Raw genomic sequence first — 17112 nt, 5'->3', positions numbered from 1 at the left:
ATGGAAAATTTGCAGAAGAATTGTTTGACAACAGAGCAGCACTAGTAGGCTCCCAAAGAAAAAAGTGATTATTCACTATTGAAGGAGAAATATATGGGGTATTACCCATACGAAGCTCATCATCCGCAGTTTTCTTATTCTGGCACCTCTCTTCTCTATCACTTGAAGGATGAGATATGGGTCGTGTCTCTTGATGGAGAGGACATTCAAAAGCACATTGGTACAGGAGATAGTGCTTGCTGGCTTCCTGGAAGCCCTGAAGTATCTTTTCTCTGTTCAGCCGAAGATGGATCTCGCTCACTCTGGCTAAGATCGGTCGATCCTATGAGTGATGCTATTCAGATTTCACCACAGGGGATTTTTATTTCACAGTATGCCTGGTCGCCAGATGCTCAAATGGTGGCAATCATGAGTATGGAAAAGTTTTGGGAGCCCGGTCGTTTACTATTGATTGAAGCATCTAGTAGGACTGTATGCAATCAATGGGAATTACCAGCATACGAGTATCCTCTTTCACTTTCCTGGTCGCACGATGGCCAGATAATTGCCTGGGATGTAACTCTCTATCCAGATGATAGAAGTAATAATGCTAATGAGGTTCGCATCCTGGATGTGCAGCAGAATCATATCAAGCACGTTGTTCCAGTTGGAAGTTGTCAGACAAAAAGGCCCGTATGGCATCCTCATCGACAAGAGCTCGCTCTATTAGCAACTCCTCATCCTTATGGGATGCAGGCGCTCTTTCAAATGGCCATCTGGAACGTACAGGGAGGCATAGCACGTTATCAAACGAAGGATCCGATGCTTGTCGAAGATATGGTCTGGGCACCAGATGGCCAGACCATGTACTTTTCAGCTCATAATGGACACATTCCAACTCATCTCTTTGCTCTCTCTCTCATTGATGGCTCTTTGCGGCAATTGACCGATGATCTGGCTGACTATTTTCATCTGGTTCTATCTTCTGATGGAAAATGGTTGGCAGCTGTCAGAGGGGCTCCCGATCGCGTATCGGAAATTTATCTTCTCCGTACAGATCTCTCTCAACATCGTGTTCTTTCGAAACCACATGCTGATTGTAAGAGCGAGCGTCCTCTGAAGAAAGGAATTGTCAGACGTTTTCAGTGGCAATCAGTCGATGGTTTGCAACTGGATGGCATTCTGCTATTTCCGCCTGATGTTGATCCTGATCAAAAACCTTTTGCGCCATTACCAACTATTATAGATATTCATGGAGGGCCGCTGCATGTGCCCTTACTAAGGATGGAAGATCACCCGCTCCGCCTCGGTGGCCTCCACGAACTTGCAGCGCAAGGATATCTCTGCTTTGTTGCCGATTATCGAAGAAGCGGCACCTATGGCTGGCATCATATCCAAAAGGCTATTGATCAAGGCGATCCGATTGGATTTGATGCTGTCGATATCTTATCTGGCATTGATACGCTTATCAGTCGAGGATTTGCCGACCCTGCACGTCTCGGTCTGAGAGGACATAGTCATGGGGCCTTTATCACAAACTGGTTACTGACACAGACAGGGCGTTTTCGAGCAGTCGTAAGTAATGAAGGTCGAACTGATTATACCCAAAGCATCGATGTGGATACCATACGTGATATCTGGTTTGGCGGAACTCCGCAGGAAATACCGGAGAGATACAGCCAATTTTCGCCGAGTACATATACAGCTCAAGTGAAGACGCCAACGCTCTTAATCTATGGTGAGCAAGGATTTTTCGCTCAAGAAAAGCAGGGTGAAATTTTTAAAACAGCCCTCCAACATGCCGGAGTAGAAGTAGAGCTCCTTCTCCTTCCTGGAGAAGGACATTGGATGGTGCAACCAGACAATATAAAGTTATACAACCAGAAAACTCTAGCCTGGTTTGATAAATATCTCAAAGGCCTCGACTTGCTTCCTTCATAAAGCGTGTTGGACATTATCTGCAACAAATTGCAGATAATGTCCAACCCTCTTTAGCGAATTTTTAGCTATCTACTCATTCGCTTGCTGTTAAAGATGTACAGAGCCAACGCTAACAACAGCATCATACAGGCCACACCACAGACCCCATTCCAGCCAGCAAGGCTCCAGCCCCATGTTCCCAACAATGAGCCAAGCGAGCCGCCAACAAAATAGAGGGTCATATAAACGGTATTTAAGCGATTACGAGCTTCTGGAATAAGACTATAAACGCGAGACTGCGACGCAACCTGATTGGCCTGAGTGCCCAGATCCAGCAAGAGCACACCTACGATCAAGCCCGCCAACCATTGACCAGTCAGCCACATCAACACAAAGGAGAAAAGGGTAATACTAATCGCAATCCCATTCGCATGCCGAGCCTCGCCTCTATCCGCAAAACGTCCTACCACCGAGGCAGCCAGAGCCCCTGCAACACCCACTAGTCCAAACAGGCCAGCAACCTCACTCCCAAAATGATAGGGTGGAGTCTCAAGGACAAACGATAAGATAACCCAGAAGGCACTAAAAGAGCCAAAGACTAACGCGCCAAAGACCCCCGTCTCGCGCAAAACAGGTTGGCTCCTCCAGAGTCCCCATAAAGACTGCAAGAGCCGTGGATAACTCGTACTCCCTTTCGGAGCTCGATCATCTGGCAGCAAGAAACGGAGGACGACCGCAAGAAGAATCATCATAATGGCCGCAATCCAATACATTGAGCGCCAGCCTAGATAGGTTCCTACGAAGCCACTCACCGTTCGAGCCAGTAAGATTCCAATCAATAGCCCGCTCATGACAGTCCCAACCACACGGCCACGCATCGGCGCTGGAGCCAGACTGGCTGCATAGGGGATAATCAATTGAGGAACCACAGTCGTTAAACCAAGAGCGTAACAGGCAAAGGCTAGAAAAATCACACCCGGCGCGAACGATACTGCGGCAAGAGCAACAGTCACCGCCACCAACATTCCCACAATCAATTTACGCTGATTATAATTATCTCCCAGAGGAACTATCAATAAGAGGCCCGAAGCATACCCTAATTGGCTCAACGTGGCAATAAACCCGATCTGGCCCACTGAGACGGAAAAACTACGACCAATATCGGCCAGTAAAGGCTGAATATAATATAAATTAGCGACCGCCAGACCACAAGCAATTGCCATCGTCAAGATCAGACGATTACTCATCGCCCGCGGCGCATCGACTTCCATAGATACTGGAGCTATTTGTGTTTGACTCATGCTACCTCTTCCCAGATCATATGATAAATTTTAAAAAAGCAGACCTATAGGCATGTAACAACCAGACAGTCAAATTTATTCTCCTACAAGGACCCGGGCTTTTCTTTGTAGAGGTCTGGATAGCGAAACGCCCCCTGGAGGACGATAGCACATCCTCCAGGGGGCGTTTCGTAAGACGCACAGGCTTCTCAATCTTTACAGAGTATCAAGCTCCAGATTAAGCCAGCGGACCTCATCTGGCGTGAGCTCAATATCCAGACCGGGTAATGAGGTACGTGTCTCCGATAACTGGCGAGGCCCAATCAACGGAAAGGTGGGGAAGGGTTGGTTGAGCACATAGGCTAGAGCAATAGAGATTGGCAAGACGCCGCGCTCACGTGCCAGCTGGTTCACGCGCTCAAGACGTTGGAAATTATCATCGCTATACCAGCAGCGAACCAGTTCAGGATCAGAATGATCATCGGGCCGGGCACGACCAGTAAAGAAGCCTCGAGCCTGACTTGACCAGGGCATAATTGGCATCTGAGTCTCCTTCAGCCAGGCTCGCGATTGTGGATCGGAAGCGGCAATGCAGCCACTCCAGACGGGATCAACCATGCGTGCCAGGCTAAAATTATTGCTCATCGCACCAAAGCCAGTCAGTCCACGCTCAGCCGCCCAGGCATTTGCCTCCTGCACCCGCTCAATCGACCAGTTAGAAGCCCCAAAGGCACGAATCCGGCCCGCATTCTTATGCTCATTTAAGACCGTAATAAACTCGCCCACGGGAATCTCGACATTGTCGCGATGAAGCATATAGATATCGATATAATCCATCTGCAAACGGTCAAGGCTGATCAATAGCTGCCGATTAATCGAATCTGGATCACAGTGAGGCGTATGTGCGCCTTTATCCAGGATCACTACCTGCTCGCGAATGCCACGATTCTTCACCCAATACCCAATGTTTTTCTCACATATCCCATCCCCATAGATGTAGGCAGAATCGATACAGTTTCCACCTTGCTCAAAAAAGTCATCAAACATGACTGAAGCATGTGGCCAGGTCACCTGATTGTCAGCTCCCATGACAAGACGAGAGACTGGTTTTTCAACTCCAGCAATCTGACCATACTTCATATGATGACCAGAACGTGCCGCCAATGGTCGCTTGTGAAGAGGGAGCTTGCTGGTTGGACCATGTGGATCTTCAGCAACATAGCTCACACCAATCGCCGAGCGCCACTGATCCAGTGTACGCAGATTGCCCAGGGTATCTTCCCAGCTCATAGTTGGGGATTGTTTCTCAGCCAGATAACGGGCAACAGTGTCAGCCTCCAGTCCATAGAGATCTCCGGCATCAGGAATGATAATCTCTTCTGCCTGCGCTACTCCCTTATGACGCACAATTATCTTTGTCTCACCCGATGGTACCCAGGGATTTGGTAGGAAGATTGAGCCCTCTGAACCATAAATACAAACTGTGTTATCCGCATTGACGCTGACGCCTGTCAACAATTGAGCCACAATATTGCCCGGGAAGGACAAAGATGCCGTTGTGTATTCATCGACATTGCTTTTTCCAACATAACCCGTCGCTCGGACTTTTGTTGGTTCGGCAAAAGGCTTGCCCGTGGCTGCACCTGCAACAAGCCGGGCCAGCGAGGTGCAGTAACAACCAACGTCAAGGATGCCACCACCACCCAGTTCATTGGAGAAGAGCCGGCTCTCAGGATTAAAGCCCGCCTGAAAAGCAAAGCTGGCTTCGATCACACGCACTTCGCCAATCGCTCCTGCCTGCACAAGTTCAACCAACCTGGCTATCTGCGGATGACAGCGATACATGAAGGCTTCCATCAAAAAGACATTGTTGCGCTGCGCAGCCTCGACAATTGCCATTCCATAATAGGCATTGAGAGAGAGGGGCTTTTCACATAAAATATGTTTCCCGGCTTCCGCGGCTTTGATTGCCCATTCCGCATGTTCGGGGTGAGGAGTAGAGATATAGACAGCCTGTACCTCATTATCTGCCAATAACTGTTCGTAGCTCCCATAGCGACGAGGCACCTGCCAGGATTCGCCAAAACTCTCTGCTGACTCCTGACTACGACTTCCTATGGCAATCAACTGGCCCGTCTTTGAGTTTGCCAGACCTTTCGCAAACGCTCTGGCAATGCCACCAGTTCCAATAATGCCCCAGGAGAGTTTCTGACTCATTGTGTTCCTCCAGATCAGTCTTCCTACAGATAAAAAAAGCGAGCAAGTATTTTCTCAATAGCTATACTGAAAAACCTACTCGTAGCGAGCAAAGAAGCGAGAAATTTCAATTCCTCTACTCATCAACTGGCTATATATTGACTCAATTTATAATGCTGAAATACGTATAAAAAAAAGCCATTGATGTTTTATACCACCAATGGCAATGTTGAGTCAATGCATAAAAATGGCCTGGAGGTCTCATGTATTGAGGACAGAGATCTGGAGTTACGGCTGTCTGTTGCGAGCTCCTGGCCCTTTATTTCCGGCCTGCATGGGCTTACCAGCGCCAGATCGCTGTCTACTATCCTGTCTACCCGCCTGCTTACCAGAACGACCTTTCTGGGGTTGTGCGTTCTTCTTTTTGCGCTGAAAACCTTCTGCTTCAGCCTCATGCCCGTTCGCCATGAGCCAGCGGTGAGCCTGGGGAGCCAGATCCTCCAGAGCAGGGCTGGTCAAAATCATTAGCCACATGGCAAACGCTGGATCAGCAGGTGTCCCCTCATCCCATTGACCTTCAGCGATCATAAATTCACTTACTTGCTTGACATCACAGGTACGCAAAACTGCATCCAGACGCTGGCGAAACGATGCATAATCTGGCATAACAACTCTTCTCTTTTCATAAATCAATACTGAGTACTGCAATTCTTGCGGTACGTCCGTAGATAATTGTATGCTCTGTTCTGCCTGCGGTCAATGAACGCCCTGAACATTCAACTCATCAATTGAGTCGCGAACGGTCGACAGGCAACTGCTTATAAAGGATCTGACGCATAAAGGGGATCTCGCGGCGCAGAACGTCGATCTCTTCACGCATACGCTGGCTGGTAGAGGTCAGTTCGAGATAATGCTGCTTGACGACATCTTCTACCTCAAGAAAGTACGCAATAAAGTGTGAGAGCTCCTCGGCATCGGTAGGCAGACTGGCTTCCACCTCTTGCTCTTCAGAGGCCTCTAATAACATATTCAGATAGGTCTCAAACAGGCTCCGAAGCTGATGAATGGGTGCAATAAGATCATCTGGCGCCTCATCGATGTCGTTATACAGTTCGACCAGACCAGAGAGGTAGGGCCGCTCATGGTGTTGACTGATGATATGAAAGCGCTGTGTGCCTACGGCAATTAAACCGTAGCAGCCATCTTCTAGCTCATTGAGATTATGAATGGTGGCCATAGTCCCAATGGAGTAGGGTTCTTCTTTCAGTGGCTCGCTCTCCTCACGGGCCAGAACGATGCCAAATGGCTTCCCTTCCTCCTGACAATCTTTAATCATCTGGCGATAACGGGGCTCAAAGATGTACAGAGGGAGTACAGTCCCTGGAAAAAGCACGACATTTAATGGGAAGAGCGGAAGCTCAATTGCCGCTGTTGACATCGCTAGAATCCTCCTCGGGTAAAAACCCGCCACCGCCAGGAGTACAGATGGTTAAGGTTGCACCAGGCTGCACATCCATGGTCAGTTTACCAGGCAGTTGTGTGACAATGCCTTTCTCTTCAAGTGTATTCTGACCCCTTGCCCCGGGCTGACCACCATGCAAGCCATAAGGGGCATATTGACGACGATCCGTTAATAACGTTACGCTCGCTGGTGCGAGAAAGGTAATGGCTCGACAGAGCCCATCTCCTCCACGATAGCGGCCTCTCCCTCCCGATCCTTCACGTATACTGTAGCTCTTTATTCTGACAGGTAGCTCCATCTCTAAAGCTTCAACCGGTGTGTTGCGCGTATTGCTCATATGCACATGGACGCCTGAAAGGCCATCCTGACCCGGGCGCGCTCCCATCCCTCCCCCCATCGTCTCATAATAGGCAAAAAGCTTCGCTGTCTCTAACTGCTGACCACCCATGGTAAGATTATTCATGGTACCTTGAGACGCCGCAGGGATCCTTTCTGGAGCAAGTTGCGCCAGGGCTCCAAACAGGACGTCTACTGTGCGCTGTGACGTCTCGACATTCCCCGCCGCTACTGCTGCCGGTGGATGCGGATGCAGAATCGATCCCATCGGAATCTTTATCGTTACTGCCTCTAAACAGCCCTGATTGGCTGGGATATGCTCACCGGCCAGACAGCGCAAGACATAGAGTACGCTAGAATGGGTCACTGCCTGGACAGCATTCAAACAGCCCTGGCTTTGCGAAGCACTCCCCGAAAAATCCACTGTCATCGTACCATGTTGTACCACAATACGTATAGTGAGCGGTATGGATTCATTTCCCCAGCCATCGTCGTCCAGATAATCAGTATAGGTGACCTCGCGCTCAGGCAGTTGAGAAAGCATTTGTCGCATCAGGTGCGCAGAATAGGAGAGAAGCGCTTCTGCGTTCTGCTGCACAACAGACGAGCCATAACGAGCAATGATCTGTTGCAATCGCTGCTCACCGACCCTTGAGGCTGCCATCTGCGCGTCAATATCACCTCTTCGCTCATCTGGTGTACGTACATTGCGATAAAATAGTTGTAACAACTCAATGTTCAAGATGCCTCTCCGCATTAACTTTAAAGGGGGAATAATTATTCCTTCTTGATAAAGTTCTCGCGACATGGGCATTGAGCCAGGGGATATCCCTCCAATATCGGCATGATGAGCCCGGCTAGCCACAAACCCAAATAGTTCACCTGTTCTGCCATCGGGATCATCCTCAATAAACACTGGCGAGACCATGGTGATATCTGGCAGATGGGTACCACCACGATAGGGATCGTTCAGAATAATGAGATCTCCTGGCTCAAAGCTTGTAAACTCTGCCAGAACGGTCCTCACTGAAGCAGGCATGGCTCCTAAATGGACTGGTATATGGGCAGCCTGGGCAATTAATCTCCCCTGAGCATCAAAACAGGCACAGGAATAATCTTTGCGCTCTTTAATATTAGGAGAATAGCCGCTCCGGCCCAGGGTAACCCCCATCTCTTCAGCAGCTGAGGCAAAGAGATGCTTGAAGATCTCTAAGGTCACGGCATCAAATTCTCCGCTCTTTTGACCGGCCTTCTCATCTGATCTGACCGCAAGCGTTGCGGAACGATGGGCAACGATATTCCCCCAGGCATCAACCTCTGCCTGCCAATCAGGTGGCAGCACAAAGGTGCTATCCTCCTGGACGATAAGAGCTGGCCCCATCAGACTATGACCATGCTGCAATCGCTCTCGCTGATAGACTGGCGCTTGATAGGCTCCCCGGGCAAAAACAAGGGTACAGGTGCCACTAAGAGCCCGCTCACGCGGATCTGTGCTTAACGGCTCGCGTGCCAGCTCGGGCTGCGCAGGTTGCATGCTCGCTTTAATGCGAATGGCGACGAGCTGTACTGGCTGCTCAGGATGGCTATGTCCAAAGCGCTGCTGATGCAATGAATGAAATGATGTAAGCGTTGCAGCCAGATCGCCAGCATCAGGTGTCGTAATCTCATAGGATTGGCCTGGATAGCGTAGATCCCAGAAGCGCTCTAAAGTCACGGGGGTCGCGCTTGAGAATATCTGTTGCTCCTGCTCCATATCCGCGCAGGCTCGCTCCTCGAGGGGCGCGAAGAGATCTTCGATCTGCTCTGGCTCCAGGTTAGCGATCGTAAGCATGACGGTCTGTACATAGTCTTTGACGATAGGTGCCAGAATCATTCCAAGTGCAGAGAGGACGCCTGGATAACGGGGGACAAACACGGCTGGGATCTGTAGCTCTTCGGCCAGCTCGCAGGCATGCAGAGGCCCTGCGCCTCCAAATGGCAGGAGTGTAAACAGGCGTGGATCATACCCCTGCTCAAGCGAGACCGCTCGTAATGTCCGCTCCATGCTGGCATTCGCCACACGAACAATCCCCAGGGCTGCCTCCTCTCGGCTGACTCCCAGGCGTCTGGCGAGAAGATCCATCTTCTCCTCGGCCCGCTCTGGATAGAGCGTAAAGCGGCCACCTAAAAAGTGCTCTGGCGAGATACGCCCAAGGATGAGGTTGGCATCGGTCACTGTGAGCTCCTCACCTCGTCCATAGCAGACTGGTCCTGGATCAGCGCCGGCTGACTCTGGTCCAACTGTCAGTGAGTTACCGGCATCCAGGCGGACCAGTGACCCTCCGCCAGCTCCTACCGTCTGAATCGCGATGGTCTGAATACCCACCGGACACCCTCCAACAACGGCCTCAGTAGAGAGTGGAATCCTCCCTGGACAGAGGGCAACATCAGTCGAGGTTCCGCCCATATCTAATGTCAGCAGTTGGTCGTAGCCAGCATGATGTGCGACATGAAAAGCTCCAATGACTCCGCCTGCCGGGCCACTAAGAACGGTCCTGACGGGCTCTTTAGCAGCCGTTGCCGCTGAAATGCTCCCTCCAGAAGACTGCATAATGCGGAGAGGTGGAAGGAGGCTCTCTTGCAGTCTCTGTAAATAGCTGCTCATCACTGGCTGTACATAGGCGTTTACAGCAACCGTACTTGTCCGCTCATATTCGCGAAATTGCGGGAGGATCTCACTGGAAAGCGAGAGGGGCAGGCCAGGAAAACATTCTTTTAGCAATACTGCCAGTGTCTGTTCATGCTCTGGATTCCGAAAACTATAGAGCAGGCAGATGGCAAGACTTTCAGGCTTACAGGCTGCAATCTGTACCAGTAACTGCTCAAAATCCGCCGCATCCGGAGCTTTCAGGACGTTACCATGATAATCCAGTCGTTCTGCCAGTTCAAGGCGCAGTCCACGTGGTATCAATGTGGGAGGGCGCTGCTGCTGAATATCATAGAGGGCCGGTCGATCCTGGCGAGCGATCTCAAGCACATCGGCAAAACCCTCCGTCGTTACCAGGACTGCTCGTGCCCCTTTTCGCTCCAATAACACATTGGTCGCAACCGTCGAGCCGTGGATAAGCGCACTACTCTCTTCTGCCCCCAGAGCCTGAAGGCCGTTCAATAGACCTTGAGCTGGATTCTGAGGCGTGCCCGGGACTTTATAGATCCGCAACTGGGCCAGCTGCTCACCAACAGGAGGAAGATAGTGAACCAGATCAGTAAACGTCCCCCCAATATCAACTCCAACAATCCCCTGTTTCATCCGTAATAATTCAAAACCATCCTGCATAAAGCCTCCGTCAAATAGCCAGTTAACTGCATACTACTAGAGTAATGGAAATACTTTACGCTGACAAGTGAGGGTTTTGCTGGAAATGATGTTGGCAAAAAGCGATTACAATATGGCCATGTTTATTTTCTTCTACAAAAAAGCTTGCGTACATTAATAACTAGCCATTCACCTCCTGTCCAGTGCTATCAGTCATGCCGACTACAGAATCCAGACCATCGAAGAGGTAGTCATACTTCTTGCCGTCTGGCGTTCGCTCATTGTTGAGCAGGCCGCAGCTACAACGGACATATTCGGTTGTGCCTGTGGCGGTCTTCGCCGTGGTGAGACCTAACCCACCATAGACGAAGGTATCTCTATTGACCGCTCTGGGTGGTTCCGCTATAGGTGTAGGTGTACTCTCTCTTCGATTCATTGGAGATCTTTTCTTATCCTGTTTTACGCTTACGGATAAACCAGGCAATTCCAAACATGAAAACGCTTGCCCCATCTAAAACATAGGAAAAACGAGGAATAGGGCCAGTAGAATCTAAAGGACCGTAACCAGCATACAGAAATCCAGCTATCCCTAAAATGATAGCGATACATACGCAGATCACAAAAGGCGAAATTTTCATTATTGCTCCTTCAACTTACAAGATATGAAGAGTGAAAATAGGAGTGAACCAGGTTTTGTAGTCAAAACCTGGTCATTTATGACACGAAACGTTACCTTGTTTTTACTACCACATTCTGTACACAAAAATCCACTGATTTGATCAAAGTGTTGTTTAACATACTCAATGAATAAGTGGAGCTGGATAGAAAACTGTTGCATCCACGTAAACCCCTGCTCCACTGCATTTAGTATCATCGAAAGCAAGAAGGTATAAGGAAGCACCTACTATAAAACCAGCTGGAGGAGAAAAAAGCGCAGTACCACCTCCTAGTACAACACTTCCACCATTTCCAAGGGCTTGAGCTAAAGTAGAATTGAGCCAATACTCTGTACCCCACCAATAATTGGTCACAGACCATCGAAAACGTCCATCACCAAAGTAGTATGTAGTTCCCCAGTTAGCTCCACTTGGATCAACAAAATTCACAGGATTATTCCCCGCATACACATACGGATTCCCCTTCAGCGTCTCCTGTAAACTCCCACCCACTGGCGTCCTCTGCGTCCAACGTCCGACGGTCGGATCGTAATACCTGATACCGAATTTGGTCAGGCCGGTGCTGCTATCATAGTAGCCGCCCGCATACTTCCAGGGATTGTTGAGGCCGCTCTGTTCTTGCTGGCTGATGATGTTGCCGTAGGGATCATATTTGTAGGCATTGACTTCCTGGCCGGTGCTGTTGGTCATGCCGACGACGGAGCCCAGACCATCGAAGAGGTAGTAATACTTCTTGCCGTCGGGCGTTCGTTCGTTGTTGAGCAGGCCGCAGCTACAGCGGACATATTCGGTTGTGCCTGCGGCGGTGTTAGTTCGTGTGAGTCCCAGGCCACCATAGACAAAGGGATTGTTGTTCACTGTTACTCGCTCGCTCTGGTCGAGGCCTACCTCTATTCAATAAGTGCACCTACATTCCTCACACGAGCACATGCGCAGCCTTCCCCGATGCCTCCTTGCCTCGTCGATAGACCAGTTTGAGCACACCAACCGTCAGAAGCAGCAACACAAAGGCTCCCGCATAAAAAATCTTCCCCATCACCTTCTCGCCGCAGAGAATAATGATCCCTACAAAGAGCGCCATCAGTGACAAAATCAGAGTGATCAGCTCAAAAGGTCGCGTGGGAAACAGATCAGCCAGCATCATCGGATGATCGATAGTCACTTCCAGAATAAGGGCAACGATCAGCAGACCCAAACAAATTTCAAGGGTCAGCAGCCAGAGCTGCTTGATAGAGAGAAACTGTACATCCATGTGTGCTTACTTTCTTCCATTACAAATAACTGTACCAGAAGCTGCTTTGCTAGTAGTCCTTCTAGCATTTTCCCAAAAAGTATTTTTAATTATCTAAATCATCTCTTTTTATCTTTTGCCTTTTTCCAATTAATTAACGTAGATACTACAATGTACATAATAGTCATACCCAAGCCCCAAGTAATAGAACTTGAAAAAGATTGCCGAGAAAGAAAAGAAAAGAAAAGAAATATCAAAAAAATAAAACTGTATCCAACAAGATAAACTAACAATTTCTTCATGCTAACCTCCCATGATGGCAAAAACATTAATTCACTTTGTAAGTAAAGTCACAAGAATTGAAAAAATACGAAAAACACAATGAAAATGAGCATATCATGCCAATTTCCACTGAATATTTTTCTCCTACTAATATTGCTATTTTCATGAACAGTATAAAATAGTAAAAAATTTCATGCTATTCTGTACATTTCATGAAAATAGCATCAAAAAATGCTAAAAAAGCCTCTATGGCTTAATCAAATGCTTGTTTGGCAAAGAGGGTACAAGCTGTACCTGCAAAACCTCCATTTGCTGCTGGCAGAAACTCTTTAAAAGCGAAACCTGCTAACTCAGCCCCCGCTCCTCCTCCTAATGTATCAGTAAGGGCTGTGGCTGATGGTCCAAGTAAAGGTCCTAATGTTGCTGCAAGCGCACCAGTAACAGCTCCTGTTAATGCTCCACAAGCAACATCTATTGCAAGATCTTTCGGCGTATCCCTATTTTGAATCCCAGACCATACTCCTGCAAAAGCTCCCAATGCAGCTCCCCCCACAACACCCAAAAGTAACGCTGGCGATTGGCCACTTGGATCAACCTCATTCACAGGATTATTCCCCGCATACACATACGGATTCCCCTTCAGCGTCTCCTGCAAACTCCCTCCAACGGGCGTCCTCTGAGTCCAACGTCCGACGGTCGGATCGTAGTAGCCGCCCGCATACTTCCAGGGGTTGTTGAGGCCGCTCTGTTCCTGCTGGCTGACGATGTTGCCGTAGGGATCATATTTGTAGGCGTTGACCTCCTGGCCAGCGCTGTTGGTCATGCCAACGACGGAGCCCAGGCCATCGAACAAGTAGTAATATTTCTTGCCGTCTGGCGTTCGCTCATTGTTGAGCAGGCCGCAGCTACAGCGGACATATTCGGTTGTGCCTGCGGCGGTCTTCGCAGTGGTGAGTCCCAGGCCACCATAGACGAAGGTGTCGCTATTGACTTGAACCCGCTCGCTCTGAGTAGTTCCGCTATAGGTGTAGGTGGTGGACCCATTCTTCGTGGTCTGGTTCAGGGCGTTGTAGCTCAGGGTACCTCCTGCGGTTGAACCGGTCAGGTTGCCGATACCGTCGTAGCTATAGGTGGTGCTTCCACTTCCGTTGGTTCTGGTGATCAGTTCGCTGGCGGCATTGTAGCTGTAGCTCTCGTTGAGGCCAGTGCTCTGTACCTGCTTGCTGGTGATGTTGCCGTTATTGTCATAGCCATATTTGTTGTCTTCTACCACGCTGTTACTGGCGTTCTTTGTGGATGCCTCCAGCAGGAAGTTGAGCCCATTGCCGCTATAGCTATAGCTGGTTGTAAAGGTGCCACTGTGTGTGATCGGGTCCAGATACTGCACGCTCTGAAGCAGAGAGGTCGGATTGGGCCCGCTCTGATAGGTGTACTGATAATTGGTATACGCGGTACTGAAGGTGTTGGATGGAGATGAGGTGAAAATCCCGCTCTGGCTTGCGGTCTCCTGACCAGATGTGTTGAAGGCCATCAGCATACCAGTGCCGTTGGGATAGCGGATGCTGGTCTTATGGTTGGCATGGTCGTAGCCATACGTGGTCTGTGCCCCATCAGGCTCCTGAACGGTCGTGACGCGATTGATCGTGTCATAGCTGTAGGTAATATCACCAGTGCTATCGTCATAGATAGTCAGGTTGCCGACGTTGTCATACGTGGTCTTGATCAGGGTTCCACCTGGCAGTTTCTTCTGCGTGAGACGGTTGAGGACATCATATTGAAAGGTGGTGGTGCCTGTGCTATCCTGCTCGGTCAGGACATTACCGGCATCATCATAGGTATATTTCACGTCACTTTGACTATTGTAATTGATGTCCGTTACCCGATCCTGATTATCGTAGGTATAGGTTGTTTTGTGGTTGTTGCCATCGGTCAGGGTGCTGACACGGCTGAGGGCATCAACGGTAAGGCTTGTCTGCCCCAATGGGCTGGGCTGGGTGATCGTCTTCAGGTTGCCCAGCGCGTCATAGCCATAGGTGGTGGTATTCCCATTGGCATCTTGCTGGGTGGCAACGGTGCCATTGCCGTTATAGGTGTAGGTCAGCCCTTTGTTGGTCTGCTGATCGATGGCCGAGAGCAGGTTGCCATTGGTGTCATACGCATAGTTCGTGCTATGGCCCTGTGGATCGGTCTGGGTGAACGGGTTGTAGGTGTTGTTGCCCGTTCCGCCATAGCCAAAGTGCGTCGTGGGACCAACGGTGGGATTGGAGCCGCCCGTGTTGGTATCACCGACAGAGACCTGGGTGAGATTATTCTTGCCATCGGTTGAGAATTGGAAATCGGTTCATCTATAGTATGTTTGATGTGCTTTTTCTAGCGTTTGTCTAAGTACTAGATTACTAGACAAAGAAGAGGGCTTACAGTTTTCTGTAAGTCCTCTTCTGTGAAAAGTTTTCGATCGGTTGCTCGTTACTGCGTCAGCTCTTTCACCAGACGTTGCACGCGAGCACCTTCAGCCTTGCCTTTCGTGGCTTTGGCGGCCAGTGGCATAACGCGCTTAAACTCTTTGCCATGCTCTTCAATCAGCTGGCTAATTAATGCCTTGAGTTCATCATCGCTCATCATGGCGGATTGCAGATAGGACTGTAAGATATCTAACTCCCGCTGCTCTTTCTCGGCCATATCCAGGCGTCCACCCTGCTTGTAGAGAGGAATAGCCTGATTGCGCTTCTTCACCTCTTGCTCCAACACTTTAAAGCAATCGGCCTCAGTGAGGGGCTGACCATATTCAGCGTTTTTACGGTCGGTACGAGCCACCTCTAAATTGTGGATAGAGCCCAATGCCATGCGCAAGGTATCCAGCTTCGACTGATCACGATTGCGCTGAGCCTCCTGAATATCCTTGCGTAATTGCTGCTCAATCGGAAATTCTTGTCGTGCTTCTGCCATATCGTCTACACTCCTACTTCTTTTGTGCTCATAGTTTTTGCGTCAATAGTATACTACTTTGCACCCAAAAAAGCACTGGAATTCATAGTATAATTATTCAGACGTTGATTCCATTCGGCAAAGAGTTGAGCAAAATGTTTCTCAGGATTGGTATACCAGTGATCAGGATCAAGCGTTAGCGGACCAAAGACGCGCCTGGGAAGTTCACCAGCTTCGATGCGCTCCGCAAAGGCACGCATTGCTAGCCCCGAAGGCTTGACTGTTCCATCATAGCGAGTCAGACCAAAGAAGCGCTCATGTTCATAGAGATCAAGCGGTGGTAAGCCCCACAGAGAGGGATCATAATCCGAGAAATCCCACCCAAAGGCTCCCAATGAGCCACAAAGAGCTAATTTTTCTAATACTTCTTGATAATAACGCCCCCCATCCACATCACTCGCGACAAAGACCTTTCCTCCATTTGAAAAAGGCTTAGGTTTAAAAACTGAGACATCTCCGTGTTCAGAACTACTATAGCCAAATTCTTCAAAGAGCACTGGCTTGCCACCCAGTGCCTCAGTAACCAGATTGGTAAATGGAATGAGATTGCTATTGAGCGGATCGCTTATGGCTGTGCCAGGGTAAAAGATGCTATATCCATGCATGGAGAGATAATCGTTCGCAGGAGCAAGATAATCAGGACGAAAGCCTGTGTACTCTGCTACCGCTGGCTGATGAATCCCTGCGCTCGTTGGACGAGTTGAATACTTACGCACTTCTTTCGTCAACAAAGCATTCCAGCGTGCTGAATCCTGAAAGGACTTTGGTTGATAAAAAATGTCCGGCTCGTTAGAAAAGTTCCAGGAATAGATGGCTGGATGCTCTCCATAACGACCACAGACTGCTTTCACCAGCCGGAGCTCAGCATCAAGCATCAAGGGATCGGTATAAGGGTCGCGCCCGGCTCGCGTTGTCTCTTTTCCATCAGAGATGCAGCGCCGTACAAACACCTCTTGCTCGCGATCCAGCAGCGCCCAGCTCGGCCACCAATTGGCTCCCGACATATGCCCGGTGAAAAAAGTGGGCATGACCTTGATCCCAATCGCTTGAGCGGTATCAAGAACTACCCCTAAGTCTATGAGAGCCTGAGGATTAATCTTCTCAGGCGAAGGCTGAAAGTCTTCCCAGAACAGAAAGATGCGCGCAACCTGCAATTTCAGCGCAGCAATCTCTGCAAACTCAGAGGCTACTTCCGCTCGATCAAAAGCCTTCCACCAGTACATGGCCTTCTTGCGCGGCCAATAATTTACACCCAGGGTAAACGTCATCAGAGAACGACCTTTCTAGCTACCGCCTGAGCCTATGCTCCAGCTAGCGGCAGGTACGACAATGTAGTCTCACCATTGTACAGAAGGAACACAATCTCTGCTGACTTCTCACCTAAAATAAACCATCTCTCCTAGCCCGTTAGAATGGCCGGCTCATCCCCGAGCAACAAACTTGCCTCACGGGGATGAGTCGGCCATTCT

The 17112-nt window shown here is 49.4% G+C and carries 14 protein-coding genes; 2 read left to right on the top strand and 12 right to left on the bottom strand.

Annotated features, from left to right (window positions below; translation table 11 throughout):
• Positions 1 to 93: 93 nt before the first annotated feature.
• Positions 94 to 1920: a S9 family peptidase gene (locus EL628_RS08055; RefSeq protein WP_126579440.1), complete on the top strand. Its 1827-nt coding sequence runs from the start codon at positions 94 to 96 to the stop codon at positions 1918 to 1920.
• A gap of 65 nt (positions 1921 to 1985) precedes the next feature.
• Here EL628_RS08055 and EL628_RS08050 read toward each other — a convergent pair whose 3' ends face one another.
• From EL628_RS08050 to EL628_RS08005, 10 genes are all read right to left on the bottom strand, one after another.
• Positions 1986 to 3200 (bottom strand): MFS transporter, encoded by a 1215-nt coding sequence (locus tag EL628_RS08050; RefSeq protein WP_218028888.1) that lies wholly within the window; start codon positions 3198 to 3200, stop codon positions 1986 to 1988.
• A gap of 195 nt (positions 3201 to 3395) precedes the next feature.
• Positions 3396 to 5396 (bottom strand): aldo/keto reductase, encoded by a 2001-nt coding sequence (locus EL628_RS08045; protein WP_126579439.1) that lies wholly within the window; start codon positions 5394 to 5396, stop codon positions 3396 to 3398.
• A 267-nt stretch (positions 5397 to 5663) separates the two neighbouring features.
• Positions 5664 to 6041 (bottom strand): hypothetical protein, encoded by a 378-nt coding sequence (locus tag EL628_RS08040; protein ID WP_126579438.1) that lies wholly within the window; start codon positions 6039 to 6041, stop codon positions 5664 to 5666.
• A gap of 118 nt (positions 6042 to 6159) precedes the next feature.
• Entirely contained in the window at positions 6160 to 6813 is a 654-nt protein-coding gene (locus tag EL628_RS08035) for an LON peptidase substrate-binding domain-containing protein (RefSeq protein ID WP_126579437.1), read from the bottom strand.
• On the bottom strand, positions 6794 to 10489 hold the full coding sequence (locus tag EL628_RS08030) for a hydantoinase B/oxoprolinase family protein (protein ID WP_126579436.1): 3696 nt from the start codon (positions 10487 to 10489) through the stop codon (positions 6794 to 6796). Before EL628_RS08030 ends, EL628_RS08035 begins: the two co-directional genes overlap by 20 nt.
• Positions 10490 to 10649: 160 nt before the next feature.
• A complete protein-coding gene (locus EL628_RS08025) occupies positions 10650 to 10904 on the bottom strand; it encodes a hypothetical protein (RefSeq protein WP_126579435.1) in 255 nt (84 codons plus the stop codon).
• A gap of 13 nt (positions 10905 to 10917) precedes the next feature.
• A complete protein-coding gene (locus EL628_RS08020; protein ID WP_126579434.1) occupies positions 10918 to 11106 on the bottom strand; it encodes a hypothetical protein in 189 nt (62 codons plus the stop codon).
• 162 nt (positions 11107 to 11268) lie between these two features.
• The gene (locus EL628_RS08015; RefSeq protein ID WP_126579433.1) at positions 11269 to 12003 is read right to left on the bottom strand and encodes an RHS repeat-associated core domain-containing protein; all 735 of its coding nucleotides are present in this window, start codon (positions 12001 to 12003) and stop codon (positions 11269 to 11271) included.
• 58 nt (positions 12004 to 12061) lie between these two features.
• The gene (locus tag EL628_RS08010; RefSeq protein ID WP_126579432.1) at positions 12062 to 12397 is read right to left on the bottom strand and encodes a hypothetical protein; all 336 of its coding nucleotides are present in this window, start codon (positions 12395 to 12397) and stop codon (positions 12062 to 12064) included.
• Positions 12398 to 12911: 514 nt separating this feature from the next.
• Positions 12912 to 14591, bottom strand: coding sequence for an RHS repeat-associated core domain-containing protein (locus EL628_RS08005; protein ID WP_503827288.1), 1680 nt, complete (start codon positions 14589 to 14591; stop codon positions 12912 to 12914).
• Here EL628_RS08005 and EL628_RS31200 point away from each other — a divergent pair.
• Positions 14511 to 14984: a hypothetical protein gene (locus EL628_RS31200; RefSeq protein ID WP_245994027.1), complete on the top strand. Its 474-nt coding sequence runs from the start codon at positions 14511 to 14513 to the stop codon at positions 14982 to 14984. The genes EL628_RS08005 and EL628_RS31200 overlap by 81 nt on opposite strands.
• Positions 14985 to 15124: 140 nt before the next feature.
• On the opposite strand, the gene EL628_RS07995 is transcribed toward EL628_RS31200, so the two are convergent.
• Together EL628_RS07995 and EL628_RS07990 are read right to left on the bottom strand one after the other, a co-directional pair.
• A complete protein-coding gene (locus EL628_RS07995) occupies positions 15125 to 15604 on the bottom strand; it encodes a GatB/YqeY domain-containing protein (RefSeq protein ID WP_126579430.1) in 480 nt (159 codons plus the stop codon).
• 53 nt (positions 15605 to 15657) lie between these two features.
• On the bottom strand, positions 15658 to 16911 hold the full coding sequence (locus EL628_RS07990; protein WP_126579429.1) for a glycoside hydrolase 5 family protein: 1254 nt from the start codon (positions 16909 to 16911) through the stop codon (positions 15658 to 15660).
• Positions 16912 to 17112 lie beyond the last annotated feature (201 nt).

It is taken from the genome of Tengunoibacter tsumagoiensis, from assembly GCF_003967535.1.
GTDB classification, from domain to species: Bacteria; Chloroflexota; Ktedonobacteria; order Ktedonobacterales; family Ktedonobacteraceae; genus Tengunoibacter; species Tengunoibacter tsumagoiensis.
Note: the sequence above shows the minus strand (reverse complement) of the source record. Positions and strands in the feature narration are given on the sequence as shown.